Source organism: Amycolatopsis viridis, assembly GCF_011758765.1.
Taxonomy (GTDB): Bacteria; Actinomycetota; Actinomycetes; order Mycobacteriales; family Pseudonocardiaceae; genus Amycolatopsis_E; species Amycolatopsis_E viridis.
Genome location: NZ_JAANOU010000001.1, coordinates 4,978,260 through 4,995,290, shown reverse-complemented (window position 1 = coordinate 4,995,290; position 17,031 = coordinate 4,978,260). Strand labels below are relative to the sequence as shown.

Sequence of the window (17,031 nt, the reverse complement as noted above, 5' to 3'; positions counted from 1 at the left end):
GCGCGTGCGCACTGTCCTGGGGCGCGGCCCGCCGCTCGGCCGCGCTTCCACTGTGGACCGGGTGGACCGGTGCCACCGCAGGAATCGGGGCCGGGTGGCGGGGGGCCGGAACGACCGGACCCGTCCCAGGTGGACAGTTCCGCCGGTAGGTCCCCGGTGCTCGGGCCCGTCCGGGCAGCGGGGGACGAACGGGGCCGCATCCGCGGGCCGCCAGGGTCTCTGATCAGGCACTTCCCATCCGCTGTGACCGGGGTAACATCGCGTCAAGGGACACGCACCCCCGGGAGCCGCCATGCTGGCCGAAATCGTCTCCATCGTCGCCGCAGTGGGAGTCACCGGGCTCGCCACCAGCGTCCGGGTCATCCGGCAGTACGAGCGCGGGCTGGTCTACCGGTTCGGCCGGGTCCGGTCCGCCGTCCGCGAGCCCGGCCTGACCCTGCTGGTGCCGGGCGCCGACCGGCTGCAGAAGGTGAACATGCAGATCGTCACCCTGCCGGTGCCCGCGCAGGAGGGCATCACGCGGGACAACGTCACCGTCCGCGTGGACGCGGTCGTGTACTTCAAGGTCATCGACCCGGTGGTCGCCGCGATCAACGTGCAGGACTACCGGTTCGCCGTCGGGCAGGTGGCGCAGACGTCGCTGCGCTCGATCATCGGCAAGAGCGACCTGGACGACCTGTTGTCCAACCGGGAGCGCCTCAACCAGGGGCTCGAGCTGATGATCGACAGCCCGGCCCTGGACTGGGGCGTGCACATCGACCGGGTGGAGATCAAGGATGTCGCCCTGCCCGAGTCGATGAAGCGCTCGATGTCGCGCCAGGCCGAAGCCGAGCGGGAGCGCCGGGCACGGGTGATTTCCGCAGACGGTGAGCTGCAGGCGTCGCACAAGCTCTCCGAGGCGGCGGGCGTCATGGCCGACACCCCGTCGGCGCTGCAGCTGCGGCTGCTGGAAACGGTGGTGCAGGTGGCGGCGGAGAAGAACTCGACGCTGGTGCTGCCGTTCCCGGTGGAGCTGCTGCGCTTTCTCGAACGACAGACCGCCCAGCCCGACAAGCCGGCCGCCGAGCAGCCGGTGAACGGCCACGCCACGATTCCCCGCCAGCAGGAGGACCGAGCCGCTGGGTGAGACGCGCCATATGCGGGCGGGTCCCCCGGCGGCCATACTCGCCGGTAACACGTCCCGCAGACGACAGGAGTCGCCCCATGGCCCGTCTGGCCCAGACCGCCGGCCTCACCGAGGTGCAGTCGGAGATCCTGTCCACGGTCCGGTCGTTCGTGGACAAGGAGATCATCCCGCACGCCCAGGAACTGGAGCACGCGGACGCGTACCCGGCCGACATCGTCGCGGGCATGAAGGAGATGGGGCTGTTCGGGATCACGATTCCCGAGGAGTACGGGGGGCTGGGCGAGTCGCTGCTGACCTACGCCCTGGTGGTGGAGGAGATCGCGCGGGGCTGGATGAGCGTGTCGGGCGTGATCAACACGCACTTCATCGTGGCGCACATGATCTCCCGGCACGGGACGGACGAGCAGAAGCGGAAGTACCTGCCGCGGATGGCGGCCGGCGAGATCCGCGGCTCGTTCTCCATGTCGGAGCCGGACCTCGGCTCCGACGTCGCCGCCATCAGGACCCGGGCGCGGCGCGACGGGGACAGCTACGTCATCGACGGGTCGAAGATGTGGCTGACCAACGGCGGCTCGTCGAACCTGATCGCGCTGCTGGTGCGCACCGACGAAAATGCCGGCAAGCCGCACCAGAACCTGACGACGTTCCTGGTGGAGAAGCCGGAGGGCTTCGGCGAGGTCGCGCCGGGCCTGACCATCCCGGGCAAGATCGACAAGATGGGCTACAAGGGCGTCGACACGACCGAGGCGGTGTTCGACGGCTTCCGGATCCCGGCGTCGCAGGTGCTGGGTGAGGCGCCGGGCCGCGGGTTCTCGTTCATGATGGACGGTATCGAGGTCGGCCGGGTGAACGTCGCGGCGCGCGCGTGCGGCATCGCGATCCGGGCCTTCGAGCTGGCGATCGAGTACGCGCAGCAGCGCCGGACGTTCGGCAAGCCGATCGCGCAGCACCAGGCGATCGCGTTCAAGCTGGCCGAGATGGCCACCAAGGTCGAGGCGGCGCACCTGATGATGGTCAACGCGGCCCGGCTGAAGGACACCGGCGAACGCAACGACGTCGCCGCCGGCATGGCCAAGCTGATCGCCTCGGAGTACTGCGCCGAGGTCACGCAGGACGCGTTCCGCATCCACGGCGGCTACGGCTACTCCAAGGAGTACGAGATCGAACGGCTCATGCGCGAGGCGCCGTTCCTGCTCATCGGCGAGGGCACCAGCGAGATCCAGAAAACCATCATCAGCCGCGGCCTCCTGCGCGACTACCAGTCCCGCTCCTGACCGGAGCCCCTGGAGTGTCGGGTTCGCGTGGTTCCATGGGGGTTGGCAGGATGAAGTCACTCGATCACTACGACAGCACAGGTGATGACCGTGACCAGCCCGTTCAGCTCCGGCGGCCGCCCCGCACAGGGTCTGCCGCGCTTGCCGACACCGCCCACCGGATGGCCGATCGGGTCGTACGCCACCTACCAGGAGGCGCAGCGGGCCGTCGACTACCTCGCCGACAACCAGTTCGCGGTTGAGGACGTGACCATCGTCGGCGTCGACCTGATGCTCGTGGAACGGGTGCTGGGCCGGCTGTCGTGGGGCCGCGTCCTGATGACGGGCGCGATGTCCGGAGCCTGGTTCGGCCTGTTCGTGGGCTTCCTGCTGGCGATGTTCGCCTCCGGCGCGACGGTCACCTACCAGCCGATCCTGGTCGGTCTGGCCTCCGGTGTGCTGTTCGGGCTGGTGTTCGCCGCCATCAGCTACGCCTCCTCGCGCGGTCGCCGGGACTTCGCGTCGGCGAGCCAGCTCGTGGCCGGCCGGTACGACGTGCTGTGCCAGCCGCGGAACGCCGAGCAGGGCCGCAACCTGCTCGCGAAGCTCGCGATGCGGCCATCCGGGTCAACCGGCTGAATCGTGACCTCCAGCGGTTGCGGCCCGTGATCGCTGGGAATAGTTTGACTTCCCACCGATCGTGCGACTCGGGTTGACAGCCTCGGGTTGCTTGATTGCATGCACGACGGCGTGTGGGGTGGGTCTCCCGCCGGCCGCGTGCCGAGGAGGAGGCCTCATGGGGAACGGAACGGGGCGGGGCAGGCCGCCCGGCAGGATGGCGGCGGTGGTCGGCGCGGGCATGCTGACCGCTGGTCTCGTCACCGCTTGCGGATCCGATCAGGGGATCACGCTCAACCTGTACTACGCGCCGGAGGACACGTTCCAGAAGGTCGTGGACAACTGCAACGCGCAGGCGGCCGGGCGTTACAGGATCGTCTACAACAAGCTCCAGCGCGGTGCCGACGACCAGCGGCTGCAAATGGCGCGCCGGCTCGCCGCCGGTGACAAGGGCCTGGACATCCTGGGCCTGGACGTCACCTGGGTGCCGGAGTTCGCCGAGGCCGGCTGGGCCGAGGAGTGGACGGGCGCGAACAAGGCGCAGGCCGAGGCGGGCGTGCTGCCCGGCCCGCTGGCCACGGCGACCTGGAACGACAAGCTCTACGCGGCCACGAAGAACACCAACGTCCAGCTGCTCTGGTACGACGACCGGATCACGCCGCAGGCACCGGCCACCTGGGACCAGATGGTCGGTGAGTCCGAGCAGCTCAAGGCCGCGGGCAAGCCGCACAACATCCTGTTCACCGGCGCCCAGTACGAGGGCCTGGTGGTCATCTACAACACCCTGGTCGCCTCCGCGGGCGGGCACATCCTGTCCGAGGACGGCAAGTCGGTCGTCATGGACCAGGGTGCGGTGCAGGCGCTGGAGATCCTCAAACGGGTCACCTCCAGCGGCATCACCGACCCGTCCCTGACGAACCAGAAGGAGGACGACGTCCGGCAGGCGTTCCAGCGCGGCAACGGCGCGTTCGAGCTGAACTGGCCGTTCGTCTACGCGTCCTACGCCGACGAGCAGCCGAAGGACCTGGCGCACTTCAAGTGGTCCACCTACCCGTCCGTCCAGCCCGGCGTCCCGGCGAAGACCACGATCGGTGGCTACGACCTGGCGGTCAGCACCACCTCGCAGCACAAGCCGGAAGCGTTCGAGGCGGCGCTGTGCCTGCGCAACCGGGACAACCAGAAGTTCTCCGCGGTCAAGGACGGCGTCCCGCCGAGCCTGGAGTCCCTCTACACCGACAACACCCCGCTCGACCCGGCCAAACCGGTCGACGCGGACAACAACCCGAGCATGGCCACCGCGTACCCGATGCGGGACACCATCCTCGCCGCGCTCAAGGACGCCGCGGTGCGCCCGCTGACCCCGGCGTACCAGAGCCTGTCGACGGTCATCTCCAAGGTGCTGTCGCCGCCGTCCAAGATCGACCCGCAGAAGACGGCCGACGAGCTGCGCAGCAAGCTGACCGACGCGCTGAACTCGAAAGGGGTGATTCCGTGAGCACGGTCGAGGACGTTTCGGCGACACCGCGGCAGACCACGGCAAGATCCGGCAAACCGGCGCTGAGCGAAGGGAAGCGGGCGGAGCGGCGGCTGGGGTGGCTGCTCTGCGCACCCGCGGCGATCGTGATGGTCGCGGTCACCGCCTATCCGATCGTCTACTCGGTCTGGTTGTCGTTGCAGCGGTACGACCTGCGGTTCCCGCAGGACACCGAGTTCGTGGGGCTCGCGAACTACGCGGCCGTGCTGTCCGACTCCTACTGGTGGACCGCGTTCGCCACCACGATGGTCATCACAGTGATCTCGGTGGCCGTCGAGCTGGTGCTCGGCATGCTGCTGGCGCTGATCATGCACCGCACGCTCGTCGGGCGCGGCCTGGTGCGCACCGTCTCGCTGATCCCGTACGGCATCGTGACCGTGGTCGCGGCGTTCTCGTGGTACTACGCGTGGACGCCGGACACCGGCTACCTGGCGAACACCCTCGCCGGGAACTCGGCTCCGCTGACGCAGTACATCCCGTCGCTGGCGATCATCATCCTCGCCGAGGTGTGGAAGACGACGCCGTTCATGGCGCTGCTGCTGATGGCCGGTCTCGCGCTGGTGCCGGACGACCTGCTCAAGGCGGCGGCGATGGACGGCGCGAACGCGTGGCAGCGGTTCATCAAGGTGATGGTTCCGGTGATGAAGCCGGCGATCCTGGTGGCGCTGCTGTTCCGGACGCTGGACGCGTTCCGCATCTTCGACAACATCTACGTGCTCACCAGCGGGCAGAACAACACGTCGTCGGTGTCCATGCAGACCTACAACAACCTGATCAAGGGTCTGAACCTGGGGATCGGGTCCACGATGTCGGTGCTGATCTTCATCACGGTCGCGATCATCGCGTTCATCTTCATCAAGCTGTTCGGCACTGCGGCGCCGGGCAGTGACCAGGGAGGGAAGCGCTGATGGTGATGGGTGGAGCGGTCACCACCGCCCGCAAGACCCGGTGGACGCTGATCGACATCGTCGTGGTGGTCTACGCGCTGGTCCCGGTGCTGTGGATCCTGTCGTTGTCGCTGAAGACCAAGGACACGATCGACGACGGGAAGTTCATCCCGCGCTCGTGGACGCTGCAGAACTACGGGGACATCTTCCAGACCCTGGACTTCGTGCGGGCGCTGATCAACTCGATCGGCATCGCGCTCATCGCGACGCTGATCGCGGTGGTCCTGGGGACGATGGCGGCGTACGCGATCGCGCGGCTGGACTTCCCCGGCAAGCAGCTGCTGGTCGGCGTCTCGCTGCTGATCGCGATGTTCCCGCAGGTGTCGCTGGTGAGCCCGCTGTTCAACATCGAGCGCACGCTCGGGCTGTTCGACACCTGGCCGGGGCTGATCCTGCCCTACATCACCTTCGCCCTGCCACTGGCGATCTACACGCTGTCGGCGTTCTTCCGCGAGATCCCCTGGGAGCTGGAGAAGGCCGCCAAGATGGACGGCGCCACGCCGGGGCAGGCGTTCCGGCGGGTGATCGCGCCGCTGGCCGCGCCGGGGGTGTTCACCACGGCCATCCTGGTGTTCATCTTCTGCTGGAACGACTTCCTGTTCGCCATCTCGCTGACCTCGACCAACGCGTCGCGGACGGTGCCGGCGGCGTTGTCGTTCTTCACCGGGGCCTCCCAGTTCGAGGACCCGACCGGGACGATCTGCGCCGCGGCCGTGGTGATCACCGTCCCGATCATCCTGTTCGTGTTGTTCTTCCAGCGCCGCATCGTCGCGGGGCTGACCTCCGGTGCGGTGAAGGGGTAGCGCCATGGCTGAGATCGTGCTGGACAAGGTGAGCAAGCGGTACCCGGACGGCGCGCTCGCTGTGTCCGAAGTGGACCTGCAGATCGCCGACGGTGAGTTCATCATCCTGGTCGGCCCGTCCGGTTGCGGGAAGTCGACCACGCTGAACATGGTGGCCGGGCTGGAGGACATCTCCTCCGGTGAGCTGCGCATCGACGGTGAGCGGATGAACGAGCGGGCGCCGAAGGACCGGGACATCGCGATGGTGTTCCAGTCCTACGCGCTGTACCCGCACATGAGCGTGCGGGAGAACATGGCTTTCCCGCTGCGGCTGGCCAAGGTCGACGACGCGACCGTCAAGGCGAAGGTCGAGGAGGCGGCGGAGATCCTGGATCTGACCCAGCACCTGGACCGCAAACCGTCCAACCTCTCCGGCGGGCAGCGGCAGCGGGTGGCGATGGGCCGGGCGATCGTGCGCAGCCCCAAGGCGTTCCTGATGGACGAGCCGCTGTCCAACCTGGACGCGAAGCTGCGTGGCCAGATGCGCACGTCGGTGTCGAAGTTGCAGCGCCAGCTCGGCACCACCACGTTGTACGTCACGCACGACCAGACCGAGGCGATGACGCTGGGCGACCGGGTGGTCGTGCTGCGGGCCGGGTACGTGCAGCAGATCGGCTCGCCGCAGTTCCTCTACGACCACCCGAAGAACCTTTTCGTGGCCGGGTTCATCGGGTCGCCGTCGATGAACTTCGTCCCGGCGACGCTCGAGGACGGCAGTCTGAAGAGCGCACTGGGCACGGTCCAGTTGCCGGACCGGCTGCGCCGGCTGGCGGAGGAGGCGAACGCGCCGCGTGAGCTGATCGCCGGTATCCGGCCGGAGCACTTCGAGGACGCCGGCCTGCTCGACGAGGCGGCCGTGGGCCGGGGCTGTGTGTTCAGCGCGCACGTGGACGTGCTGGAGTCGATGGGCTCGGAGAAGTACGCCTACTTCACCGTCGAGGGCGGCGAGGTGGCCACCACGTCGGAGCTGGCCGAGCTGGCGGCGGACGCCGGGGCGGACGACGTGCCCGGCGCCGGTGCCTCCATCACGGCCCGGTTGTCGCCGTCGTCGGCGGCGCGGGAGGGCGGGTCGCTCGACGTCTGGTTCGACGTGCAGAAGGTCCAGCTGTTCGACCCGGCTTCGGGACGGAACCTCACGTACGAGGAGTGACCGCACCGCGGTGTGCGACGAGGGCCGCTCCTCCTGCTGGGGGAGTGGCCCTCCGTCGTTACCAAAGCGAAGTGTGAATTGGCCCACGAGGGTGACGGGTTGTTCGGTAATGTCGAAATACCGTTGGTATTGCGGAAGGGGATTCCGATGACATTGCCGGTCGACGAGGTGCTCACCACCACTCGTGCCGTTCGCCGGAGACTGCTGCTCGACGTGCCCGTCGAGGAGCAGGTGATCGAAGAGTGCCTGGAGGTCGCCTTGCAGGCGCCCAACGGCGGCAACCGCCAGCCGTGGCGGTGGATCGTCGTGCGGGACGAGGTGCAGCGGGCCAGGATCGCCGAGGTGTACCGGCGGTGCTTCGCCGAGTACGTCGCCGAGCTGGGCAACCCGGGACCGTCCCGGGACCTGGACAGCGCCCGGTTCCTGGCCGACAACCTGCACCGCGTGCCCGTGCTCGTGCTGCCGTGCCTCGTCGCGCCGCGGCTGCCCGAGGGCAGCCAGGCCGGTTCGTGGGGGTCGCTGCTGCCGGCCGCCTGGAGCTACATGCTCGCCGCGCGCACCCGCGGGCTCGGCACCGCCTGGACCACCTGCCACCTGCGCCGGGAGGCCGAGATCGCGGACATCCTCGGCCTGCCGCCCGGGATCCGGCAGGGTGTGCTGATCCCCACCGCCTACCACGACGGCGGGTCGTTCCGCCCCGCCCGGCGCGCGCCGCTCGCCGACGTGCTCGTGGTCGACCGGTGGCCGCGGCCCGAGCGGCGGACCCGTGAGCTCATGGCCGATCTCGACGACCCGTTCTTCTTCGACCACGAACTCGACCACCTGCCCGGCATGATGCTCCTGAGCGCCGCGCTCGACCTCGTCCGCCCGGCCGGCGCGGACCCCGCCGTCGCCCTGACGCTCGACTTCCGCGGCATGGGGGAGCTGGACGGGCCGGTCCGGCTGTCCGCCGACTCACCGGACTCCACCGGCCGGCTGTGGCAGGTCCACGCCGACCAGGACGGCAGAACGATCATGACCGGCACGATCGAGCAGGGCGACCCGGCCGAGACCTCGCCGGGGTCGCCCTCCTGGCCCGTGCAGCCCGTCGACCAGCGGCTGGTGCACCGCAGGCGCGCGGAGAACGTGTTCGTCGGTGACCTCGTGGAGAGCGAGCACGACTGGCGCGTGACCGTGCTGCCGCCGCCCCCCGGGCACCACCTCGACGGCGGGCGGACCGCGGAACGGCTCATCGAGGCGGCGCGGCAGTTCGTGACCCTCCTGGAGTACGCGGACAACCAGCGGCAGGAGGGCACCCGCTTCGTGCTCACCCGGCTCGCCGCCACGGTGCCCGCCGGTCCGTCCGCCGGGGCGGTCCTGACCTGGACCAAGGCGGGCGAGCGTGGCAACCGGCCGCGCTACGACGTGCAGATCCTCGACGCCGACGGGCGGGCCGTGGGCTCGGTGACGGTGTGCGGCCGGGCCCTCAGCGAAGCCGCGTTCCGCAGGCTCCGCGGCCGGCCGGCGCCGCTGGCCACCGCGGCCCCCGGGAACGCGGAGCGCGGCTGATCCGGGGCTCAGCGCTGGCGGGAGCGCAGGGCCTCGATGACCTCGTCGTCCCAGCGGTGCGTCCGGATCAGGCGGTAGCGTTCACCCGCGACCCACATGTACGCCTCCGCCTCGGTCCGGTCGCCGATCAGGTCGGCCTGGCGCAGCATCTCCACCACCGGCTGGTACTCCTCCTCGTACCAGCGCTTCGCCACCGTCGGCCGGTCCAGGAACCGTCCCTCGTCCTGCATGAGGCGGAACCCCCACGCCTCCACGTGCTCGCCGAGGTGCGCGTAGTTCCACGGGTCGGTCACCACCACCGACGCGCGGGCCTCGCCCGGCAGCGGCACCCGGGCGAGGAACAACCGCCGGTAGTCCTTGACGATCAGGTCGCCCCGGTACCGGATGCCCTGCGGGTTCAGCTTCGTCCGCACCTCGGTGACCATCGCGTCGATGGTCGTCAGCCCCAGGGCGTAGGCGACCGAAACGCGGTGGTGCCCGTCGATCACGAAGTGCAGGTCGCCGACCCGGTACACCTCGATCGGCGGGATGCTCTCGCCGCGGCGGGCCGCCAGCGCGAGCCGTTCCCAGCGTTCCCGCACCCGCCCGGACGTGGGGCGGAACCGGCGGTCGAAGTCGCGGCCGCGGTCGACGCTGCCGACGATCGAGCTCAGCGGGATCACCCGCAGCCCGATCCGCCGCTCGCTCAGGTAACCGAGCGCGTCCACCACCTCGTCGAACGGCAGCATGATGTTGACGTCGTCGGGTTCCCGGCGCAGCCAGTTCGCCAGCCGGGACAGCACCTGGCGGCGCCGTGCGCGCAGGAAGTCGTGCTCGGCGTCCGCGCGGGGGAAACCGGTGTCGCGCGCGGCGTTCATGCCCGCACCCCGTGCGGGGTGAACTCGATGACGTGCTTGCCGACGACGTTGCGGACGCGCGTGCCGCCCATCCGGTGCTCCCGGGGATGCTCGCCGTAGGGGTGGATGTGGCCGTGCAGCAACCAGTCCGGCCGCATCTTCGCAACCGTCCCGTGCAGGCAGCCGAACCCGTGGTGCGGCGGGTCCTCGCGGTCGCCGACGCCGCGCGGCGGGGCGTGGGTGAGCAGCACGTCGACGCCGCGGCCGTCGCGGCGGTTCCGGCGCGCGGCCAGCCGGACCAGTCGCCGGGCCCGCCGCGCCTGCTGCGCCTGCGTCCACTGGTTGGGGCCGTCGTTGTAGCGGACCGAACCGCCCAGGCCGGCGATGCGCAGGCCGCACACGTCGACGACCCGGCCGTCGGCGTTGATGCCGCCGGCCGGGCCCGGCCACGCCTGCGGGAAACCGGCGCGCAGGAACAGGCCGCCGTGACGGGTGAACCCGGACAGGTCCGGGTCGTGGTTGCCGGGCACGAACACGCACGGCACCCCGCCCAGCGAGTCGGTCAGGAACTCCAGGTAGTCGAACGGCAGGTCACCGGCGGCCAGCACGAGATCGACCTCGCCGCCCGGGCCGAGACCGGCCCACAGCTGTTCGTCGACCTCGTCGGCGACCACCAGTGCACGCATGACTCCACGATAGGGACTCGTCAGCGGGCCTGCGCGAGTTCCGGGTGGTCGGCGATCAGGACCGCCACCACCGCGATCCACGCGACGGTGAGCGTGAGGGCCCAGAACTTCAGGCTCGTGAGCAGTCTGGTCATCGCTCAACTCCTTCCAGCGAACAGTTCAGGAAACGGGACTCACAGCCAGTTGTTCTTCCTGAATATTCGGTAGAGAAGCAGGCAGATCCCGAGAATCAGCACGAGCACCACCGGATATCCGAAGCGCCAGTGCAACTCGGGCATGAAATCGAAGTTCATGCCGTAAATGCCCGCGATCATCGTCGGCACCGTGATCATCGCGGCCCACGAGGTGATCTTGCGCATGTCGGTGTTCTGCTGGAGCGTGATCTTCGCGACCGTCGCGTCGACCAGCGTGGTCAGCAGCTCGTCGAAGTTGTTCACCCGTTCCGACACGGTGGCCAGGTGGTCGTCGACGTCCCGGAAGTAGGACCGGACCTCCTCCGGCACCAGGCGGGTGAACCCCTCGGCGAGCCGGCGCACCGGCGTGACCAGCGGCAGCACCGCGCGGCGCAGCTCCAGCACCTCGCGTTTCATCAGGTAGATCTGCTCGGCGCTGACGGTCGAGCGGGGCGCGAACACGCGCGTCTCCATCTCGTCGATGTCGTCCTCGATCGAGGCGGTGACGTCGAGGTACTGGTCGACGATCAGGTCGGTGATGGCGTGCAGCACCGCGGCCGGGCCGCCGGCCAGGCGCTCCGGGTCCTGGTCGAGGTCCCGGCGCAGCCGGGCGAGGCCGGAATGCGCGCCGTGCCGCACCGTGATGATGAAATCCAGCCCGAGGAACGCCATGAGCTCGCCGGTCTCCACGATCTCGTTGGCCGTGGTCGGCGACTCGTGCTCGACGTAGCGGACCGTCTTGAGCACCATGAACAGGGTGTCGTCGTAGCGCTCCAGCTTGGGCCGCTGGTGTGCCTGGACCGCGTCCTCGACGGCCAGCTCGTGCAGGCCGTAGACGTCCGCGATGCCCTGGATCTGCTGCTGGTCCGGCTCGTGCAGGCCGATCCAGACGAACCCGTCCCGCCTGCGCCGGACCTCCTTGATGGCCTCGGCGTGCGTCCAGCGCCCGGGCAGCCGGGCACCGTCGACGTACACGGCGCAGTCGACGATGTAGGCCGAGACCGGCACGGGCACGGGTGGCTCGACGCGGGTGGTGCGGCCGTTGCCCCGGCCGCGCAGGCCACCGAGGGAGGGAATCGCAGGCATGGGATCTCCTGGCTTTCGCAGTGCGTACCACGACCGCCGGGCGGCACAGCTGTCCGCCCGGCACTACCAGCGTTTCCCGGAGAATTGCGCCTAACGGCGGAAAGAGGATCCAGCCGTCCGGAGGGAAACGCTGGGTTCACTAGGGAGCGGACTATCGCCACTACTCATCGCGCGTTCCTCACCTCCTCCAGCCGGACCGGCAACGTGGCGGCTGTCGCGTTGACGCACTGCCACCATTGGTCGAGGGTACTCCTCAACATCAGCTGACGTCGCCCCAGGTCGGTGTGGCGTTACCCGCAGGGAGGTCCAGCAGTGCAGTTCGGGCGGTACTTCGAGGAGTTCGAGGTGGGCGCGGTGTACAAGCACTGGCCCGGCAAGACGGTCACCGAATACGACGACCACCTGTTCTGCCTGCTCACCATGAACCACCACCCGCTGCACCTGGACGCCCACTACGCCGGCGAGACCACCGATTTCGGCAAGAACGTGGTGGTGGGCAACTACATCTACTCGCTGCTGCTGGGCATGTCGGTGCCGGACGTGTCGGGCAAGGCGATCGCGAACCTGGAGATCGAATCGCTGCGGCACGTCAAGCCCACGTTCCACGGGGACACCATCTACGGTGAGACCGAGGTGCTGGAGAAGACGCCGTCGAAGTCCAAGGACGACCGCGGCGTGGTGTACGTGGAGACCCGGGGCTACAAGCAGGACGGCACGGTAGTGTGCGTTTTCCGGCGTAAGGTTCTGGTGCCGAAGCAGAACTACGGTGAGGCGCGCGGGGGCGAGCAGCCGGGCCGTCCCGTTCCGCACGAGTGAGGGAGGGCCGGTGGCGATCGGGCTGACCGGGGCCAAGCGGCAGCTGGCGGAGTTCGCGGGGGGCGCAGCGGACGAGTCGCCGCTCTACGAATACCTCGCGTCCCGGGCGGCCGAGGACGACGAGGTGGCCGGCCTGCTGGCCGCCGCGCCGGACAGCGCCAGTCCCGCGCTGCTGTTCGCGGTCGCGCACCGGCTCATCCAGGCCGACCCGATCCACCCGCTGTCGCGCTACTACCCGTCGCTGGGCGGGTTCGACGGCGTCGACGACGGGACCTGGGCGGTGTTCCGGGAGTTCCTGCTCGCCAACGCCGATGCCGCGGCGGAGATGCTCGCGTCCCGGTCGCTGGCGAACAACGAGGTGCGCCGGGCCGCGTGCGCGTTCCCGGCGGTCGCGATGGCCGCCAAGCAGGCCGGCGGCAAGATCGCGCTGCTCGAGGTGGGCACCGCGGGCGGCCTGCTGCTCGGCATGGACAAGTTCGCCTACCGCTACCAGTGCGACGGCGGTGAGCAGCTGGTGGCCGGCCCGGCCAAGGCGGCGGTCGGCCTGCACTGCGCGCTGGACCTGGCGCCCGGCGCGACGCTGCCGAAGCTGCCGAAGAAGCTCACGGTCGCGGCCCGCGCGGGTCTCGACCCGCAGCCGCTCGATCTGTCCGATGAGGACGAGCTGGCGTGGCTGGAGGCGTGCGTCTGGGCCGACCAGCCGGACCGGGTGCGGTTGCTGCGGGCGGCCGCGCTCGCTCAGCGCAAGTCGCCGCCGGAGATCATCGCCGGGGACGCGGTCGGCGGGTTCGACGAGGCCGTGTCCCGGCTCCCCGCCGAGCTGCCGCTGGTGGTGCTCACCAGCCGGACGATGGGGCACGTACCGGACGACGACCGCGGCGAGTTCCTGTCCAAGCTGGCGGCGCTGGGGGAGACCCGTCCACTGTGGTGGGTCATGGACGAGACCTACGAGCACGGGTTGTCCGCGGTGCTGCCGGGCCGGGACGAGCTGGCCTTCGCCGCCGACGGGCTGACCACGCTGGGCCTCGCGCGGCCGGCCGCCGGCGGCTGGGACGCGGTCGCGCTCGCTCGCACCACCCGCTACGGCGCCCGGATGACCTGGCTGGCCGCCTAGCTGTTGTGTGATGGCCGCCACTGCGGTGAGGATGTCGTCATGGCTGAGGACACGTGGTTCGCCCCGCTCACCCCGCTGGCCTTCCTGGAGCGATCCGCCGAGGTTTTCGGGGACAAGGAGGCGATCGTCCACGGCGAGCGCCGGGTGAGCTACCGCGAGTTCGCCGCGGAGGCCACGCGGGTGGCGCACGCGCTGCGGGCGAGCGGCGTGGCGCCCGGTGACCGGGTCGCCTACCTGCTGCCGAACATCCCGGAGATGCTGGTCGCCCACTTCGCCGTGCCGCTCGCCGGTGCGGTGCTGGTGGCGATCAACACCCGGCTCGCGGCGGCCGAGATCCGCTACATCCTTGAGCACTCCGGCGCGAAGGTGCTGGTCGTCGACGCCGCACTGCACTCCTCGGTGCCGCGCGACGCCGCGGTGGACATCGTGACGGTCGTCGAGGGCGCTGTTCCCGACCCGGCCGTCGGCGGCATCACCTACGACGAGCTGCTCGCGCGGGGCAGCGACAAGCCACTGCCGTGGCGGGTCGCGGACGAGCGGTCCACGATCTCGATCAACTACACGTCCGGCACCACCGGGCGGCCCAAGGGCGTCCAATACCACCACCGCGGGGCCTACCTGAACTCGCTCGCGGAGATCATCCATTCGGGGCACTCGCCGGAGTCGCGGTACCTGTGGACGCTCCCCATGTTCCACTGCAACGGCTGGTGCACCACGTGGGCGGTCACCGCGATCGGCGGCACGCACGTGTGCCTGCGGGCGGTCGACGCGGCGGAGATCTGGCGCCTGCTGGACACCGAGGGGATCACGCACCTCAACGGCGCGCCGACGGTGCTGAACACGATCGCCGGCTACTCCGGCGCGCACCCGCTCGCGCGCGAGGTGGTGGTGACCACGGCCGGCGCACCGCCGTCGCCGACGGTGATCCGCCGGATGACCGACCTCGGCGCACGGCTGGTGCACGTGTACGGGCTGACTGAGACGTACGGCCCGTACACCGTGTGCGAGCCGCAGGAGGGGTGGCTCGGGCTGGACATCGCCCAGCGCAGCGCGCTGATGGCGCGGCAGGGCGTCGGCATGGTGGTCACCGACGGGATCCGCGTGGTCGACGAGCAGATGCGCGACGTACCCCGCGACGGGGCCACGATGGGCGAGGTCGTGATGCGCGGGAACAACGTGATGTCCGGCTACTTCGCCGACCCGGAGGCGACGGAGAAGGCGTTCCGCGGCGGCTGGTTCCACTCCGGCGACCTGGGCGTGTGGCACCCCGACGGCTACATCCAGCTGCGCGACCGCGCCAAGGACATCATCGTCTCCGGGGGCGAGAACATCTCGACGATCGAGGTCGAGGCGGCGCTGGACTCGCACGAGGCCGTGGCGGAGGTCGCGGTCGTCGGCGTGCCCGACGAGAAGTGGGGCGAGCGGCCGAAGGCGTACGTCGTGCTGCGGCCGGGGGCTTCGGTGTCGGCGGACGAGCTGCGGGCGCACGTGCGCAGCCAGATCGCGCGCTTCAAGGTGCCGGACCAGGTCGAGTTCCTGGACGCGCTGCCGAAGACCTCGACCGGCAAGATCCAGAAGTTCCAGCTGCGGGAACGCGAGTGGGGCGGCGCGGAGGCCCGTATCCAGGGCTGAGCACCCAACACGCCGCCACCAGCGCCCAACACCCCGCCGCGGGCGGCAAACACGCCGCCGCCAGCGGCAAACACGCCGCCGGTAGCGGCGAACACGCCGCCGGGAGGGGCAAACACGCCGCGGGGAGGGGCGAACACGCCGCCGGGAGCGGCAAACACGGCGCCGGGAGCGGCGAACACGGCGCGGGGAGGCGCAAACACGGCGGGTGGGTGGCGTGTTTGCTGGTGCGGGCAGCGTGTTGGTCGTTCGGGGTGGCGTGTTTGCTGTAGCGGGCGGTGTGTTGGCTCGGTGGGTGGCGCTGGGCGGTGCGGTCGGCGGGGAAGTGCACGCCGCGGGGAAAGCGCGCTCAGCAGCGCGGGAGCATCGCCCAGCCGCGGAGCGTGTCGGCCAGCCCGTCGGTCAAGGCGAGTGCCGCGAAGGCCGCCGCGTCGACCCAGCGCGCGTCCGCCGCGTCGTCCCCGGCCCGCAGCGCACCGCCCTCGACGTGGCAGACGTAGTCGTAGATCTCGTAGCGGCCGCGGACCACGTGGCCGGCCAGCTCGTCCGGGCGCACCCGCAGACCGGTCTCCTCGCGCATCTCCCGGACCAGGGCCGCGACGTCGGTTTCCCCCGGCTCCACCCGTCCGCCGGGGATCGACCACAGGCCGCGCCCGGGCTCGTTCGCGCGCTGGATCAGCAGCAGCCGGCCCGCCGGATCGTGCACGATCCCGCCCACGCACCGCACCCCGGCCCGGCTGCTCGCGCTCATGACAGCAGCCTAGCCCGGCAGGGTGGAAGCGGAGAGTAACCGACCGATGAGATCACACCCGGACACTGACCCAAGCGCGGGACTTACCTCCCGTAACACTGCGGAGTGCGGTACAACGTTACTGGTGACCTTGCCAGTCCGACGCCGGAGTAAGAGACGGGATTGATCGTTGTGAACGCGAAGAAGATTGCCGGGCTCGTGGGTATCGCGTTGGTGCTGTTCTTCGTGATCGCCCAACCGGGCAACGCGGCCCACCTGGTCGGCAACATCGTCGGCTTCCTGCGTGAATCGGCCGAAGCCGTCATCACCTTCGTCAGCAACGTGTTCACTTCGTAGTCGGCCGGTAGGCTGGCTTGATGTTCGCCCCACGGGACCCCGACGAGTACCTGCTCGACACCGAGCGGCGCGTCGTCCGGGTTCGCAGGCACTGGGCGTACCTCGCCTGGGACACGTTCGAGGCGATCGCCCTGCTCGCGATCTGCGTCATGGTGTCCTACCTGTTGCCGCCGTCGCTGTGGGTGGTCCAGAACATCCTGTGGTACGCGGCGCTGCTCGTGGTCCTCGTCTACGCGTTCAAGGTCATCGAGTGGTGGGTCGAACGCCTGGTGGTCACCGACAAGCGGTTCGTGCTCACCACCGGTGTCTTCACCACGAAGGTCGCCATGATGCCGATCTCCAAGGTCACCGACCTGACCTACGAGCGCACGTGGTGGGGCCGGATGTTCGGCTACGGCACGGTCGTGGTCGAGTCGGCGGGCCAGATCCAGGCACTGAACCGCATCGAGTTCCTGCCGAGCCCGGAGGACTTCTACGACACCATCTCCGAGCTCGTGTTCGGCGACAAGCACAAGCAGAGCGAGCGCTTCTCGATGATCAAGGCGCAGCGTCTCGCGCGCGGCAAGAAGATCGTCGGCTGACCCGT

Annotated in this window: 17 protein-coding genes; 13 read left to right on the top strand and 4 right to left on the bottom strand. The window is 69.8% G+C overall.

All coding sequences use genetic code 11. The annotated features are described in order from the left end of the window. The first annotated feature begins 292 nt into the window (after positions 1-292). From FHX46_RS24705 to FHX46_RS28930, 8 genes are all read left to right on the top strand, one after another. Positions 293-1,126 carry an SPFH domain-containing protein gene (locus FHX46_RS24705; protein WP_167119548.1) on the top strand — a complete coding sequence of 278 codons (834 nt, stop codon included), beginning with the start codon at positions 293-295 and terminating at the stop codon, positions 1,124-1,126. 77 nt (positions 1,127-1,203) lie between these two features. Beyond that, on the top strand, positions 1,204-2,400 hold the full coding sequence (locus FHX46_RS24700) for an acyl-CoA dehydrogenase family protein (RefSeq protein WP_167119545.1): 1,197 nt from the start codon (positions 1,204-1,206) through the stop codon (positions 2,398-2,400). An 84-nt stretch (positions 2,401-2,484) separates the two neighbouring features. Continuing rightward, positions 2,485-3,018, top strand: a complete 534-nt coding sequence (locus FHX46_RS24695; RefSeq protein ID WP_167099902.1) for a general stress protein — start codon at positions 2,485-2,487, stop codon at positions 3,016-3,018. Between the two features lie 157 nt (positions 3,019-3,175). Beyond that, positions 3,176-4,492 (top strand): ABC transporter substrate-binding protein, encoded by a 1,317-nt coding sequence (locus FHX46_RS24690; protein ID WP_167119542.1) that lies wholly within the window; start codon positions 3,176-3,178, stop codon positions 4,490-4,492. Next, positions 4,489-5,439: a carbohydrate ABC transporter permease gene (locus FHX46_RS24685; RefSeq protein ID WP_167119539.1), complete on the top strand. Its 951-nt coding sequence runs from the start codon at positions 4,489-4,491 to the stop codon at positions 5,437-5,439. The genes FHX46_RS24690 and FHX46_RS24685 overlap by 4 nt, the downstream gene beginning before the upstream one ends. Beyond that, the gene (locus FHX46_RS24680) at positions 5,439-6,281 is read left to right on the top strand and encodes a carbohydrate ABC transporter permease (protein ID WP_167099893.1); all 843 of its coding nucleotides are present in this window, start codon (positions 5,439-5,441) and stop codon (positions 6,279-6,281) included. Before FHX46_RS24685 ends, FHX46_RS24680 begins: the two co-directional genes overlap by 1 nt. 4 nt (positions 6,282-6,285) lie before the next feature. Then, entirely contained in the window at positions 6,286-7,470 is a 1,185-nt protein-coding gene (locus tag FHX46_RS24675) for an ABC transporter ATP-binding protein (protein ID WP_167119536.1), read from the top strand. A gap of 147 nt (positions 7,471-7,617) precedes the next feature. Then, a complete protein-coding gene (locus FHX46_RS28930; protein ID WP_167119533.1) occupies positions 7,618-9,018 on the top strand; it encodes a nitroreductase family protein in 1,401 nt (466 codons plus the stop codon). Between the two features lie 8 nt (positions 9,019-9,026). Here the strand turns inward: FHX46_RS28930 and FHX46_RS24665 are convergent, their stop codons facing one another. The 3 genes from FHX46_RS24665 to corA form a co-directional block, all read right to left on the bottom strand. Then, the gene (locus FHX46_RS24665; RefSeq protein ID WP_167119531.1) at positions 9,027-9,875 is read right to left on the bottom strand and encodes a ParB N-terminal domain-containing protein; all 849 of its coding nucleotides are present in this window, start codon (positions 9,873-9,875) and stop codon (positions 9,027-9,029) included. After that, on the bottom strand, positions 9,872-10,540 hold the full coding sequence (locus FHX46_RS24660) for a metallophosphoesterase family protein (protein WP_167119529.1): 669 nt from the start codon (positions 10,538-10,540) through the stop codon (positions 9,872-9,874). Before FHX46_RS24660 ends, FHX46_RS24665 begins: the two co-directional genes overlap by 4 nt. 173 nt (positions 10,541-10,713) lie before the next feature. Next, a complete protein-coding gene (gene corA / locus FHX46_RS24655) occupies positions 10,714-11,799 on the bottom strand; it encodes a magnesium/cobalt transporter CorA (RefSeq protein ID WP_167119527.1) in 1,086 nt (361 codons plus the stop codon). Positions 11,800-12,111: 312 nt separating this feature from the next. On the opposite strand from corA, the gene FHX46_RS24650 reads away from it, so the two are divergent. The 3 genes from FHX46_RS24650 to FHX46_RS24640 are packed head-to-tail and all read left to right on the top strand — an operon-like array spanning position 12,112 to position 15,361. Continuing rightward, positions 12,112-12,615: a MaoC family dehydratase gene (locus tag FHX46_RS24650; RefSeq protein WP_167099876.1), complete on the top strand. Its 504-nt coding sequence runs from the start codon at positions 12,112-12,114 to the stop codon at positions 12,613-12,615. A gap of 10 nt (positions 12,616-12,625) precedes the next feature. Beyond that, positions 12,626-13,729, top strand: coding sequence for a DUF2332 domain-containing protein (locus FHX46_RS24645; RefSeq protein ID WP_167119525.1), 1,104 nt, complete (start codon positions 12,626-12,628; stop codon positions 13,727-13,729). 39 nt (positions 13,730-13,768) lie between these two features. Then, positions 13,769-15,361, top strand: coding sequence for an acyl--CoA ligase family protein (locus FHX46_RS24640; protein WP_167119523.1), 1,593 nt, complete (start codon positions 13,769-13,771; stop codon positions 15,359-15,361). A gap of 346 nt (positions 15,362-15,707) precedes the next feature. Here the strand turns inward: FHX46_RS24640 and FHX46_RS24635 are convergent, their stop codons facing one another. Next, complete coding sequence (locus tag FHX46_RS24635; protein ID WP_167119521.1) at positions 15,708-16,109, bottom strand: NUDIX hydrolase; 402 nt, start codon at positions 16,107-16,109, stop codon at positions 15,708-15,710. A gap of 171 nt (positions 16,110-16,280) precedes the next feature. On the opposite strand from FHX46_RS24635, the gene FHX46_RS24630 reads away from it, so the two are divergent. Continuing rightward, positions 16,281-16,445 (top strand): hypothetical protein, encoded by a 165-nt coding sequence (locus tag FHX46_RS24630; protein WP_167119519.1) that lies wholly within the window; start codon positions 16,281-16,283, stop codon positions 16,443-16,445. Between the two features lie 20 nt (positions 16,446-16,465). Beyond that, complete coding sequence (locus FHX46_RS24625) at positions 16,466-17,026, top strand: PH domain-containing protein (protein WP_167099862.1); 561 nt, start codon at positions 16,466-16,468, stop codon at positions 17,024-17,026. Positions 17,027-17,031 lie beyond the last annotated feature (5 nt).